This window comes from Companilactobacillus furfuricola, assembly GCF_003946325.1.
GTDB lineage: Bacteria > Bacillota > Bacilli > Lactobacillales > Lactobacillaceae > Companilactobacillus > Companilactobacillus furfuricola.
Map to the genome: position 1 here is coordinate 154,279 of NZ_RHNT01000001.1, position 14,214 is coordinate 168,492.

14 protein-coding genes and 1 pseudogene are annotated in these 14,214 nt (G+C 35.8%); 7 read left to right on the plus strand and 8 right to left on the minus strand.

Annotated features, from left to right (window positions below):
- Positions 1-36: 36 nt before the first annotated feature.
- A complete protein-coding gene (locus tag EKM78_RS00700) occupies positions 37-900 on the plus strand; it encodes a metallophosphoesterase family protein (RefSeq protein ID WP_125767967.1) in 864 nt (287 codons plus the stop codon).
- A gap of 870 nt (positions 901-1,770) precedes the next feature.
- Here EKM78_RS00700 and EKM78_RS12360 read toward each other — a convergent pair.
- Complete coding sequence (locus EKM78_RS12360; protein ID WP_164507121.1) at positions 1,771-1,959, minus strand: hypothetical protein; 189 nt, start codon at positions 1,957-1,959, stop codon at positions 1,771-1,773.
- A gap of 541 nt (positions 1,960-2,500) precedes the next feature.
- Here EKM78_RS12360 and EKM78_RS00705 point away from each other — a divergent pair.
- Positions 2,501-3,463, plus strand: a complete 963-nt coding sequence (locus EKM78_RS00705; RefSeq protein WP_211334315.1) for an alpha/beta hydrolase — start codon at positions 2,501-2,503, stop codon at positions 3,461-3,463.
- 206 nt (positions 3,464-3,669) lie between these two features.
- Here EKM78_RS00705 and EKM78_RS00710 read toward each other — a convergent pair whose 3' ends face one another.
- Positions 3,670-4,308, minus strand: coding sequence for a hypothetical protein (locus EKM78_RS00710; RefSeq protein WP_211334316.1), 639 nt, complete (start codon positions 4,306-4,308; stop codon positions 3,670-3,672).
- A 145-nt stretch (positions 4,309-4,453) separates the two neighbouring features.
- On the opposite strand from EKM78_RS00710, the gene EKM78_RS12935 reads away from it, so the two are divergent.
- Positions 4,454-4,717 (plus strand): hypothetical protein, encoded by a 264-nt coding sequence (locus EKM78_RS12935; RefSeq protein WP_211334317.1) that lies wholly within the window; start codon positions 4,454-4,456, stop codon positions 4,715-4,717.
- A 145-nt stretch (positions 4,718-4,862) separates the two neighbouring features.
- Here the strand turns inward: EKM78_RS12935 and EKM78_RS00715 are convergent, their stop codons facing one another.
- Entirely contained in the window at positions 4,863-5,744 is an 882-nt protein-coding gene (locus EKM78_RS00715; protein ID WP_125767969.1) for a LysR family transcriptional regulator, read from the minus strand.
- Between the two features lie 116 nt (positions 5,745-5,860).
- On the opposite strand from EKM78_RS00715, the gene EKM78_RS00720 reads away from it, so the two are divergent.
- From EKM78_RS00720 to EKM78_RS00735, 4 genes and pseudogenes are all read left to right on the plus strand, one after another.
- Positions 5,861-6,694 (plus strand): aldo/keto reductase, encoded by an 834-nt coding sequence (locus EKM78_RS00720; RefSeq protein ID WP_125767971.1) that lies wholly within the window; start codon positions 5,861-5,863, stop codon positions 6,692-6,694.
- 335 nt (positions 6,695-7,029) lie between these two features.
- Positions 7,030-7,221, plus strand: coding sequence for an acyltransferase (locus EKM78_RS13390; RefSeq protein ID WP_425453518.1), 192 nt, complete (start codon positions 7,030-7,032; stop codon positions 7,219-7,221).
- A 131-nt stretch (positions 7,222-7,352) separates the two neighbouring features.
- Positions 7,353-8,417 carry a tyrosine recombinase XerS gene (xerS, locus tag EKM78_RS00730; RefSeq protein ID WP_125767975.1) on the plus strand — a complete coding sequence of 355 codons (1,065 nt, stop codon included), beginning with the start codon at positions 7,353-7,355 and terminating at the stop codon, positions 8,415-8,417.
- A gap of 90 nt (positions 8,418-8,507) precedes the next feature.
- Positions 8,508-9,694 (plus strand): annotated as a pseudogene (locus EKM78_RS00735) (amidohydrolase).
- A gap of 77 nt (positions 9,695-9,771) precedes the next feature.
- Here the strand turns inward: EKM78_RS00735 and EKM78_RS00740 are convergent.
- From EKM78_RS00740 to EKM78_RS00760, 5 genes are all read right to left on the minus strand, one after another.
- Positions 9,772-11,169, minus strand: a complete 1,398-nt coding sequence (locus EKM78_RS00740; protein WP_125767977.1) for a DUF2207 domain-containing protein — start codon at positions 11,167-11,169, stop codon at positions 9,772-9,774.
- 45 nt (positions 11,170-11,214) lie between these two features.
- On the minus strand, positions 11,215-11,421 hold the full coding sequence (locus tag EKM78_RS00745) for a hypothetical protein (RefSeq protein ID WP_125767979.1): 207 nt from the start codon (positions 11,419-11,421) through the stop codon (positions 11,215-11,217).
- 26 nt (positions 11,422-11,447) lie between these two features.
- Positions 11,448-11,915, minus strand: coding sequence for a hypothetical protein (locus tag EKM78_RS00750; RefSeq protein WP_125767981.1), 468 nt, complete (start codon positions 11,913-11,915; stop codon positions 11,448-11,450).
- Between the two features lie 78 nt (positions 11,916-11,993).
- Entirely contained in the window at positions 11,994-13,211 is a 1,218-nt protein-coding gene (locus EKM78_RS00755) for a CAP domain-containing protein (protein ID WP_125767983.1), read from the minus strand.
- 22 nt (positions 13,212-13,233) lie between these two features.
- A complete protein-coding gene (locus EKM78_RS00760) occupies positions 13,234-14,100 on the minus strand; it encodes a DegV family protein (RefSeq protein WP_125767985.1) in 867 nt (288 codons plus the stop codon).
- Positions 14,101-14,214: the final 114 nt, after the last annotated feature.

Below are 14,214 nucleotides of genomic sequence, written 5' to 3' on the forward strand. Positions count from 1 at the left end.
TATAAAAAACACTACTATAACTAGGAGGGATTCAACGTGAAGCATAAAATCGCAATTTTATCTGATATTCACGGCAATGTGACTGCATTAAGAACAGTCTTAAATCAGTTGCAAAGTGAAAACATTACTGAGTATTGGTATCTAGGCGACTTGCTGACTCCTGGACCCGGTGTTAATGAAATATTTGATCGTTTGAATGACCTAAACACAACTGTGTTTATACGTGGAAATTGGGACGACATCGTTGTTCATGTACTAGCTGATAACGAGCAATTCTTGGATTACGATAACGATGGTTATGTGCACGTTGCACGAATGATCGAATACATTGACGACACAATTACAGCAGCAAATTTTGAACAGCTAAAAAATGCGCCAACGTTTCAAAATCTTACGATCAACGGTTTGAATCTTCAAATATCACATAACTTCAAACTGAAGAATTCTGGACACGAGTTGTTTCCATATGAAATACAGGGAAACTTTGACGAACTAACTGAAGACCAATCGATCGATATGGCATTTTACGGGCACACACATCATCAAATCATGAGAACTTCTTCAAATGATCAATTGATCGTTAATCCGGGATCGATCGGTGAACCATATACACGTTGGCAAAAATTTGCTGATAATTTGCGTGCTGAGTATGCCGTAATGGAGATCGATTCAAGTGGATTGGCGAACGTGTCGTTTAAACGCGCGTCATATGATATCAATGATGAACTCAAACTTGCTAAAGCTGCCAAATTACCGTACTTGGAACTTTATGATTATTTATTGCACACTGGCAAAGCCAGCACGCATGATATTGATACTTTGACCAAATATAATAAGCAATATAATTATCGCGCAGATGTAATAGATTTCTTTAAAAGATTGCGCGTAAATCATTTTTAGAGATTACTTGAGAAAGAGTAGTCTCTTTTATTTAAAAGCATTACTTCGTATAATATATATTATGTAACCTTAGATGAACAAATAACAGTTATTTTCAAAATAGATCCCCTGTTTGGTATTTTTTAGTCTTTCAGAATATGTTTGGCGATTTACTACTTTATTGCTAATTGCCATAGTTGATTAAAAGTTTTAAAGCGGTTGTAAAATGATTCGTAGCAAATAAATTACTCAGGCCTTTATATGCTTTCTTAAAACTGATTGTTTGTAACAGTTAATCTCAAATACTTGCGTGCTGTGATTGATCTTGACCAAGAACTACTCGCTTAATGTTTGAACATGACCTTAGAACGCGCCTAATTAAAACTACAATTGCTACGTAATGAGATTATCCTAATAGCAACGACGTTCACGACAGTTGTTTTTTCTTAAGTGTTATTGATTTGGTGATTTTGATCAATAACAAATGTAAGAATGATTATGCCAGTTAAAAATCACTAGATTTGTAATATATAAACAATAAACATTAAATATTAATAATCTAGAATGCTACAGTATGTAATTGATGATTTTAAAAATTAATTTGCTGCGAGTATGCAATAAATATGTTGATTTATACAATGATAAAGGTATTTTATCTAATAGATATTTTTGTCGATTGTGTGCCAATCAAGATAGCAAATTTAGTACTTTCATTAAAACTAGTATTTTAATGAAAGTATCAATCCAATAATTGAATATTTAAAAAGAATCTAAATTTACAATTAGATACTTTTTTTACTGATTTTATTCATATATGTATCCGCCTCATATATGTATCTTAATTACCACGCATATTTTCTTGAATTTGCTCAGCTAATTTTTTTAGTATATTCATTTCATTTTTGGATGATTGTATATTAGTAGCAATGTCTCATCCATGTATTTAGGTTTATTAAACCAGATAATTGATGTGGCTCCCCTTTGAATGGCCCAAGCAATTGCAATGTAGAGGCTTAAAACATTATGCTTTTCTGCGGAAATTTTAAAAATATTGATCAAGAGTTCTAAATTTACCGTCATTGAATTATAAATGTCAGGTAGCTGTCCCCTGTTCCAAGATTAGCTATGGATCGAGAACAATATTATTTTCTTGGCAAGCTTGTTAATGTGGTGGGATCAAGTTAGGTTTCCATTTTCTACATGTATTGCTGATTTAGCTAATCTCTCCCACGTCCAGGATATGGTAGTAGTTTTTGGTATCTCTAATTTATGATCCTCAATGTATATGCTAAGATCGTATTAAAGCATATGCGTCAGGAAGTTGATATTAAACAATAATATCTAATTTGTGAATATGGGGGTTCTTATATGTTAGTAATTTTAGGAATTGGTCTGGTAATTTTGGGGCTTTTTGCTGTCGTCGGTAATATCAGTAACTCAAGACAATTAGGTCGTAGGATTTGGTCAAATAGACTCCTCGTATACATCCTATTGCTAATTGCTGGAATAGTTTTGATATTTGCTCCTCTATTAGGTATTTAGACTTATCTTGATAAATTCCATTAAATTTTTGAATTGTAACATTCTAAAAATAATACAAAGAATTGGATAACAGCATACGATGAAAATCACAACCGATCAAATCCATCCAGAAATTCGCCAGCAAGGTGAACAGTTCCGCCAAGGTTTGCCGTATTTTTCGATGGACATTATTAAGCAAATGAATGCAGCCAGAAATGATGTTGTTCCGGACAATCGTAGATTAAACGTCCAAACGGTTTATCTAACGCGAAATGATGCCAGTAAATTGAGAATTCTGATCTATTCCGAAAAGAAGTCTACCGCTTCTACCGTTCCTGGTATCTTGTGGTTTCACGGCGGCGGTTATGCTATGGGACAACCAGAAGACGAAATTGCGATGATCGAACAATTAGTACATGCTAGTCGGGGAATAATTTTTGCTCCTGATTATACTCTTTCACTGCAAGCTCCCTATCCGGCTGCCCTAAATGATGCTTATTTGAGCTTATTGTGGCTCAAGGACAATATTAATAAATACAATCTTCGTTCAAATCAAATTGTCGTTGGTGGTTGTAGTTCTGGAGGTGGGCTTGCCGCAGCATTATCGCTGTATGCTCGTGATAAAGGTGAAGTTAATATAGCTTTACAGTTGCCAATTTATCCAATGCTAGATGATAGAATGATCACAGAGTCGATGAAAGATAACGATGCTCCTGTTTGGGGTGAGCGTTCGAATAAAAATGCTTGGGATATATATTTAGGCAATCAATTCGACAGTGCAAATGTACCGATTTATGCTGCGCCGAATCGAGCCGAAGATTTGTCCAATATGCCACCAGCTATATCATTTGTGGGGACAATCGACCCTTTTTATGATGAAACAGTTCAATACTTTACAAAACTGAAGAAAGCTGGAATTTGGACCAACTTACTAGAGGTCAAAGGGGCCTTCCACTGCTTTGATATTGCTGCCCCTGAATCTCAATTAACCAAATCTGCTTTTAAATTTTTATCAACCAATTTGAGATTTGCTTTAGATAACTTTTTTGCTGAACAGAATTAGTCAAAAAAGAACTCTACCAATTTGCTGGTGGAGTTCTTTTAATTTGATAATAGACTAACACGATAGATAATCATCAATTAGTTGATTTTTTTAATTGTATCTCGATTGATTCAAAACTTTAAATATACCAAATCCAAAGCTATTACTTGTTAACTTATAAATCACAAATTACACTTGCTAGATAAGTTAGCCAAGCCATTGGTCGATTAATTGTTCCTGTTCAACGAATTTACCGATGGTGTTGATCGACCGTGATTAAATGCTAAATCATTGGAGACCTCATCTAGGTCTTCACTTAGTTTATGCATCCCCTTCATGACGTCAGTATAAGCTGAGATTATATTATTGAAATCATTGAATAGTTGTGTGTTTGAAGGATCTATCTCTGGAGAATTTAATTTTGCAATTAATTGACAATATTCATTTATTCGTGAAATATTTGCAGTAACGGTACTTTCGGCATCGAGGACCTTTGGGAGCATTGCTAAATATTCCATTCCACGACTAGTTATCCGATAAACGGGGGCTTGTTGCATATGAGTGGCTCCACTCTCCATACGGACTCGTATCTTTCGTGGTGAAACTTCAATGAATTTAGCTTGCTCATTTAGTGTTCCCAAGACACTTTTCAATACTGCATCACTGATCCGTGCTTCGTTTGATTTATCATCTAAATAATTGGCATTGTACTGTTTAAGTAAAAAGTCTAATGTTCTTGGAATATCGGCACTTGCTCGATTACCATAAAGAATCGTCAAAATATTCCATCCAGCTAATGGATGGTCTCGACTTTTTCCCAAATTAGTCGCTAGTAATAGTTGTCTTAATTCTTCATTCATGTTCATATGTCTATCTCCAAAGAGTATTGATATACCTAGTATGGCGAAATTATTTAGTCAATTCAATTGAATAAATGAATAGTAAAAAATGCATACTAAATCTAAAGCGTGATTAATAATTAATTATTAATTTTAGGAATATGCAAGGTCAGTGAGAAAAATCATTCACGAGAAATACCCTACTGTTCAAGTAGTGGCAACCAGTGGCCGTTATGATATGAATACCTTTAATCTGGCTGTTGAAGAAAACATCCCTTTGATAACTTTGACTCCTTGGAAAAGTATTCATCCTAATCTTGTATCAATCCCTTTAAAAACCGATATCCATGTATCCTATGGGATTTTAACTACTAAATTTCCCGGAAGTAAAGTTGACAATTTTTTGATTAGCCTGTCGAAAATCCTCAAATTATAATTTCGTAAATACAAAAAGAACCTTTCCTTATCATTAATATTTAGGAAAGGTTATTTTATATTAATGGTGATTACTAGCCTGCCTTAGGTAAGGAAGCATTATATGAAATTTCTATCTTAAACCGATAACGTTTGGATAGGTAATCTTAATTGCTTTTTTGATCTTGTTTGACCAGTAATTCAATAAATCTTTGAACGATTTCTGAAACTTTTCGTTGTTTACTCCAAATTAATTGCTGCTCTATCAAACTTGCATCTTTTAAAAGTAAAAACTTTAAGTCAGTGGTAGCACCGATAAAAGCCCCTTTAGCACAGAGTGGATAAGCTGTCTGATTCTTCGCTAAATACAAAGAATTGGAAACTAAATTTTGCTTACCGATGACGTTCAACTCTGATAATGGAATACCTAGTAAAGTGGTCATCTCAGTTTGGATCAAATTATTGCGAGTCACAAAAATAGGAATCTTTCGCATTTCGGCCTTGGAAATTTCATCTTGATTTAAGAACGCTTTTTTTGACACAACTAATCCCCAGGAATCTTTTAAATTTAAATCTTTAACATGGTATTTAGCAGTTTCACTTGGTTTCAATACAATCCCTAAATCTAACATCCCTTGATCCAATCGTTCTTGGATATCGGTACTATCTAAGTCATACAACTCGATTTTTACACCTGGATACTGCTCGTGATACAGCCTAATGGTTTGAGCAAGTAATTCGGCAGCGTTGGATTCAATGCAACCAATAGCAATCGTTCCTACTACTTTATTATCAATTTCTTGGACATTGGTCTTTGCATGATCAAGCATCGATAAAATTTGTTTGGCATCAGTTTGGAACTGCAGTCCTGCATTAGTTAAAACCATTTGCCGTTGTTTTCGAATAAATAGTTCTGTTCCCAGTTCATTTTCAAGTTCTTTTAATTGGCGGCTTAGAGTCGGTTGTGTGACATGCAATTCACGAGATGCTTTAGAAATTGTGCCTGTTTGAGCAATGGCTAAAAAGTATTTAAATAATCTAGTTTCCATGCTTTTTTGCTTCTCTCTTATTCAATATATGGATAGTTTACCTTTTATTATAAGTATTTTACATAATTAAGATACTCTCTTAAGATGAATTTATCCAATAAATTGGGAGTGACTTAATGCAAAACGTAATTTTAAATAACCAATTATCCATGCCACAATTAGGCTTAGGAACAATGAATGTTAAAAATCTACCTCAATTATTACCGCAGGCAATCGACTTGGGGTATCGATTAATTGATACTGCTGCCAACTATGATAATGAAATTGAAGTTGGTCAAGGCATTAAAAATAGTGATATTGATCGAAAAGACCTATTTATAACTTCTAAGTTAAAGATCCAGTCAGATGGGTATCTTGGAACGCTCAAAGCGTTCAATGATTCTTTAGAAAAATTAGATTTGGATTATTTAGATCTTTATTTGATCCATCAACCATACGGTGATGTTTTTGGTGAGTGGCGTGCATTGGAAAAACTTTATCGAGATGGCAAAGTCAAGGCTATCGGTGTTTCGAATTTTGCTCCATTTCAACTGATTGATTTAACCATGCATAGCACAATCAAGCCGATGATCGATCAAATCGAAATACATCCCTTTTTTCAAGAAATACCGGAGTCAAATTATGCGTTACAAAATGATATTCAGCCACAATCATGGGCACCCTTTGGTGAATCTATTCAAATATTAAGCAAATTACCTACATTAAAAGCAATTGCCGATAATCATCAAAGAACGGTGCCTCAAGTTATCTTACGTTGGTTAATACAAAGAAATATTGTTACGATTCCTAGCTCTAGTAACTTAAATCATTTAGAAGAAAATTTTAATATTTTTGATTTTTATTTGACTAATCAAGAAATGGATACCATAAAACAACTTGATACAAAGAAGTCCACTTTTATCGATCATTTAACAGCTGATGGTGCAGAATTTCTTTCAAAGGTGAACTAATTATGAAAATATATGATATGAATTCAAAAGAGTATCTCGATGATGTTAAAGAAAGTGCTCGTAGCAAATCGCTTTGTTTCAAGATCAATAATCTTGATCCTAACGATTCGCAAATCAGAAATTATTTAAATCAACTATTCGAAAATAGATTGCCTGAAAATAGTACCATTTGGGCGCCTACCCAAATTGATCGTGGAAATAAAATTCAGATCGGCCAAAATGTTTTCATTAATCACAGTTTGATTACAGTAGCACTTGGTGGAATTACGATTGAGGACAATGTCCAAATTGCTCCAGGTGTGACCATGTTGACAGCTAATCATGATATCGAACACATGAATATCTTAAAAACCGCTCCAATAACCATCCGAGAAGGTGCTTGGATCGGTGCCAAAGCAATTCTTTTACCAGGCGTAACAATTGGTGAGCATGCGATCGTTGGAGCTGGCGCTGTGGTAACAAAAGATGTTGAATCTTATGCTGTTGTTGGTGGCAACCCCGCAAAATTAATTAAAAAAATTAAATAGAAAAAAGACTCGAGCTTCTTGGACGATAGTGATTGTTCAAAAAATCGAGTCTTTTTTCTTAATATTTTCCAAATCAGTATAAAAAAGGTATCATATTTACATATAGAACATACGTTTGGAGAAAGCTAATTATGGAAAAACAACAATACCTGAAATTGATCGATGAAGAGTTATCAACATCCCCCTGGTTCGTGAAAGAATATTATCAAGCAAAATCTACCATACCGCTCTCCCCTGCCACACTATATCAATATTTAACGGAGTTTCGTCGCTTTTTTAGCTGGTTGATCATTGAAGGCCACAGTCCTGCTACAAAACAATCAGAGATCAAGTTGGAAGAATTAGAACATCTCAAGAAAGAAACGGTTGAATTTTACAAGTCAGCATTGCTGAATCAAGCTAAAACTACTGGCTCCCACGAAAGCAAGACGCATTCAACGGTAAATCGCTCTCTGCACGCTTTATCATCGCTTTTCAAGTACTTAACTGAAGATACCGAAGATGACAATGGAGAGGCTTATTTTGACCGCAATGTGATGCATAAGATTGCCTTGGTTAGAACTAACGAAACTTTTGCAACTCGAGCTTCTAATTTGAAGACAAAACTCATGCTGGGCAATACTGATCATGAGTACTTGTCGTTTATTGACGAGAAATACGAAACTAAATTGACTGCCAATCAAAAACGTTATTTTTTGCGTGATAAAAAACGGGATCTGGCGATAAACGCTCTCTTATTAGGAAGTGGTCTCAGAGTTTCCGAAGCTGCCAATGCTGATATTCAGCATCTAAATCTAAAAACAGGCACTATCGGTGTCGTTCGTAAAGGTGGTCAAAAAGATATCGTCCATATTGCACCCTGGACTCTGCCATTTATTCAAGACTACGTTGAACAAAGAAAAGAACTGTATCATGCTAATAAAGCTGACCGTGCCTTATTCTTGACTTTATATCGAGGCAAACCTTCACGGATCAAATCATCAACTATTGAAAAGATGGTCGCAAAGTATTCAGCTGCTTTCAAAGTTCGGATCACCCCACATAAACTGCGACATACCTTAGCCTCAAAACTTTATCTTGCCACTAAAAATGAACAATTAGTTGCCACGCAACTAGGACAAAATTCAACGGGAGCAACGAGTTTATATACACATATGATCGATGAAGAACAAAAGAAAGGTCTCAAAAAGCTCTGAGAAGATATATTTCAGGTGGAAATACGGCTGATTTTTTCCTTCAAACAGTGTTACGCTAAAAGTATTAAAAATGGTTAAGGAGTGGATCAATTGACAGTTCAAAGTGAATTAATGCAAAGGCTAAATGACTCAGAAACAGATATTATTAACATTCGTCGCCACCTTCATGAGCACCCTGAAGTATCTTTTCACGAGCAAGAAACTGCTAAATACATCAAAGATTTTTATCATCAAAATGGTATCGAAACTAAGAACTTTGGCAATGGCTATGGCTTAGTTGTGGATATCGATTCTGGACATCCTGGCAAAACACTGGCTTTACGTGCTGACTTTGATGCTCTGGCAATTCAAGAAGATAATGATTTGCCTTTCAAGTCTAAGAATTCTGGCGTGATGCACGCATGCGGACATGACGGACATACCGCTTATATGATGATCCTTGCCAAGAATCTTTTTGAAATGAAAAATAAGCTGCGTGGCAAGATCCGTATCATCCATCAACCGGCTGAAGAAGTATCTCCTGGTGGGGCCAAGTCAATGATCGACGCTGGTGTTTTAGAAGGCGTCGATAACGTCATTGGTGCCCATGTAATGACGTCTATGCCCACTGGGTCAATTGGCTATCATACCAACGAAACGCAAACAGGACGCGCTAATTTTACGATAAAATTCACTGGTAAAGGTGGCCATGCATCAATGCCTCATCTTTCTAAGGATGCAATTGTTTTGCAGGAAGCTACTTTGTGACCGCACTGCAGACGGTAGTTTCACGAAACATCGATCCTTTTGATACTGCTAGTGTTACGATCGGCTCTTTTGATGGAGCAGGTTCTTACAATGCCATTAAAGAAAGCGTCGTCTTAAAAGGAGACGTCAGGATCATGAAGGAATCGACCCGGAAGGTCATCCGCACCCGGATCCAAAAGATCATTAACGTCATTTGTGACATGTTCGACGTTACAGCTGATGTCGACTATGACGATAATTACCCAGTCTTATATAACGATTCCAAAATTACTGAAAAAGCAATGTCCGCGATCAGTCATGCGGATATTCCAGAAATTACCGAAGTATTTGACTGTGGACCACAGGATCCTTCAGAAGATTTCTCTTACTTCGCCAATGATCGACCAAGTTGTTTCTTCTATGTCGGATGTCAAACTCCAGATGGAGCCAATCATCCGCATCATAGCCCTGATTTCATGATGAATGAAGACTGTTTATTGATCGCTGCTAAAGCTATGGGAACAGCAACGTTGAATTATCTGGAAAAATAATAAATATTGATATAAAAAAGTGGATGAACAGCCGATTACGGTTTTTCATCCACTTTTTATTGCATTGATGCGGTAATTTAAATATTGATGCGATGCTTGTTAAAAACAGGATTATTTTGAAATGCACCAACCAAAAGTGCTAGGTTTTCTTTATCAACTTTAAAAATATCTAAATCAATAATTTCTTGTTTGTGAAGAGCAATTACATACGGTAAAATATTCGATTTAGTAATATTACCATGAGTAATAGACTCGATTATTTTTTCTGGATCTGTCAATATTAAGTCAAATGCTTTTAACTGCGAAATCGACTCTTTTCCGGAATCAGTCATGCATTTGCTATAACGGTTAATCAATCCAAACGCCAACCAACTACAGATTAAAATACCCAATGAAATGAATGCCACAGTAAAGATCACCCCTGGGTTAAGAAATGCTGCTAAGATCAATACTAAGACAGCAAAAAAGCTGGTGAACAATGAAATATTGGCTAAACTGTGTCGGTGATTGATTGAGATTGGTTCAATGAAACGATTTTTCCCATTGGATGCTCGAATGAGCCAATTATGATATTCCACATATAGTTGATCATCACTAAAGTTTTGAATGTCAGTAGATTTAACTTGTTGACTATCTCCTACTTCATTCAGCAAATAGTTGATAAATTTATCGTGGATCGGAGCAATACGCTTTATCTCGATAATTTTACCGTTTCGCTTAATTTGAAGCTTGCCTCGATCTATTTGAACTAACAATTCACTTACAAAGCAGCTAAAGTCAGCCAAAGTTTGATTTCTTAAGAGTAATTTTGTCATGGTTGGTCCTAACTTGGGAGTTGTAAACCAATGCAAATACTCCGAAATCGGGTAATTCTTCTGGTAAGGATTTCGATAGATATTGCGAAAAAGAGTGTAATACCAAGAAATAATTATTAGGATAAAAAATACACCCATTGTATAAAAAATAACGTGCTTAAGTGTTTGCTGACGATCGTATTGCTGTTCTTGATGAATTATTTTAGTTTTAGCATTTTTCTTGATCTGGTTCTTATTGTTATAGGTGACGGTATTTGGGAAAAGAATTCTAGTTTCAAATAGTTGTTGAGCAGAAACTTTATGAGCAACAAAACTGACTTTCGACCTATTGTGATCAATTTGAATGTTGTACTTCGCAAGTCCTTTTTCATAAGCATAGATGTCCTTATTGGCTCCAGTTGGTAAATGATAAGTTACGGAAATTCTTTTAAAGGACATCTTCCAATCGGAATCAATTAAACGCCAATTAACTTCTGCAACGTCATTATAATTTACAACAAAATTTTTGACATGATAATTATATCTCGCACTTGCAAAGCCATCATTTATCGTATGATAAACTCCAATGGCAACCAATCCATGGCCAGCCATAGTGTCATAAGTATTATCATCCCCTGAACCATAATGCAGCGGTAACTCATTTTTCCCATCGTAAAACATTACCTTAGGTTTAGCATTATTAGTTTTAACGGAATCCGAGAAATGTTATGTAAAACTAAACTGATTTTGCTTACCAGAAACATAAAAACGGATCGATTGTTTAATTTTGGCACTGCCATCAGTCTGGATATACACATCGGTATCAAAATTATCGACATAACTCCCCTTTGCGTTGACGCTTTCGTCATTAAATGACAGCAAACCAACAAATATTAGCACAGAGAAAAATAAAGCCGTAAGAATTCTTTTCATAATAACCCCCCGAACTTTTCTGGGAATTATTTGTGTTTATTCAAATATAAACGGAACCGATCCATTTCGAGACTGGTGAATAATAGAGAAAACAACGCTCCGATGATAAAGATCGTCAACCAGTTAATTAAGAAATTTCCACCTGCATAGTCGCTACCTGATGAGGGGATGGCTAAAACAGCTACGAACAATCCCCAAATCACTGCATTGTATAAATTGTATTTCCAAGGTTTGAGTGGTTTTTCATGCAAGACTAACACCCGTTTAACAAATAAATACTTTAAATAGACCCAGATTGATCCAATTATTAATATAATTATACTCTTTACGATGCTGTTTATCATAAAAGTGCCAAACAATAGATCCATTATTAGTGGGAACAATAAGAAAAAGATCATCAACCACTTATTTGCAATGTACCACGATTTGATATTGGGATTTAAGCGATATTTAGTTACATTTTTATTTATATAATCGTCAAATATTTCTTTCAAAAGGACCTCCAGATTTATTCATCAAAAAATGACAATACTCGATAGAATATTGTCATTCATAGATTATTCAGTTGTTTATTAGTTCAAGGGACTAACTAAGTCTGATTCCAATAGCCAAGCATTAGTTCCGATCCGATAATACTTAACGTTAGTGCCAAAGTTGATCGAGCGACGGTCAGTTTGCCAAGCGGAACCAGCCATTACTTTGCGATTCGTTGGCTTGCCATAATCATCGTAGATGACTGTATTGTCATTTTTGACTTGGATAACTTGTCCTGCTAAGAACGAAGCCCATGGAAGGACATCCTCTGCCCGAACAAAACCATTATTGGATACATGTAGATAATAAGAACCATTTATGATTGAAACGATATCTGAGGCCCAATCAGTTCCTGGTGCTAGTCGTAAATTCGTGTACATTGTTCCTTCTCTGTTGTATAAGTTGACATATGAATCACGGGTACTTGCTCCACCGCGAACATCACTGTAAATATACTTGTTGCCATTTTGAACATAATCTGCAGCAGCATTAGAAGTTTTACGTGAAGCGTCAGCAACATCATATTGAGAAACGTTAGCATAATCATTTTGAGTTGTGTAATAGTAAGTATTTCGGTCCGTGTAGCTACTCTTGGCAGCATATGTTGCATCATTACCGATCTCTTGACTGAAATAAATCATGCCGTTGGTACCAATAGTCACACCAAAACCAATATAGCCGACGTATGGGTTGAGCATGTTCTTGCGATGACCATAATTAGGAATAGCATCATTGTTTTCATTGTAAAATTCAGCAATGATCGTTTTGGCAATCTCAGAAGGATCATTTGATAATGTTCCAAGTGGCAACTGACCGATGTTTTCTTCAGCAGTCAAATTGTATGGTGCCATCTTTTGAGAATTCCAACCTACATGGTTATCGATCCCCGTACCATTTGAAGCAAAAAGATCAGTTCTTTCTTGAGCGTAGTTGTTCAAGACACCGACTTCAGTCAATGCGTTCAAATTATTTTGAGCACGTAAATTATTGATCTCAGTTAGCATAGCTGCCTTGATAGCTGCAACGTCAGTTGTTGCATTAGCCTGAGTTTTCGGTGTCGTGGCCTGAGTATTGTCAGCATTGGTAGTTTGACTGTTCTGTGATCTTGTAGTGGTATCATTTGTCACTTGTTCAGTAGATTGATTGTCAGTAGCCAATGTTGAGTCAGCAAAGGTAGTTGTGACTGAACCAAACGTTGATGTTAATAAAAGTGCACTAGAGAACAAAACTGCAAGATTCTTTTTATTCAATTTCATAATATCCCCCTAAAACTCATCTTTATGATTTCTCAAAATCACGGATCCAAGCAATAGTCAGAGCACCTTTTCCTAAATGTGCTCCAATAACAGGACCAAAATATGAACGATCCAAAGTTAAATCTGGGTACTTTTGCTGCAAATGTTCAGCCCATTCGTCTCCAGCTGGTTTGTCATCACCATCGATGACCAATAAGCGGAGTGGGTATTTTGAATCTTTGATAGCACGTTTGAGTTTGTCTTCTGCCTTAGCCTTAGCTTTTTTGAGCGAACGGACTTTATCATAGGCAATGATGTAGTGACTCACGGAATCAAATTCTAGTAAAGGCTTAATGTTCAGCATCGTTCCGATCACGGCAGATGCATTAGATAAGCGTCCACCCTTGACCAGGTTTTTCAAATCACTAACGACGAATGATTCACCCATAGTATTTCTTAAAATGTTTAAACGTTTGATGATTTCGTTTAGAGCTTTACCGTCTTGGGCCATAGCAGCAGCTTCTTGAACTAAGTATCCCATTAATCTTACTGTGATCCATGAGTCATAAACTACTACATTGATATTCTCAACCGTTTCAGCGGCGCTCTTTAAGTTGTTAACAAAACCAGAGATCGATGATGCCAAATGGATCGAGATCACCGCATCATATCCTTCTTTGGCAAGATTATCGTACAATTTCAACATTTCACCGATCGGCGGTTGAGCCGTTGATGGTAATTCTGATGATTTTTGTAGCAGGTCATAAAACTCTGAAGTAGTAATATCAATATCTTCACGATAAGATTTAGTATCAAACACAACTTCTATCGGAACAACGGTAATGTTGTATCGATCCACAATTTCTTGAGGTAAATAAGATGTGCTATCAGTAACAATGGCAATTTTCATAAATTTATCAATTCCTCGTTTACTCACGTATAATGGATGTATAACCATTTGATTATATCATATTAAAGGCATATTATATTTATCGCATCTAAAAACAATTTCCTTTTGGATTAA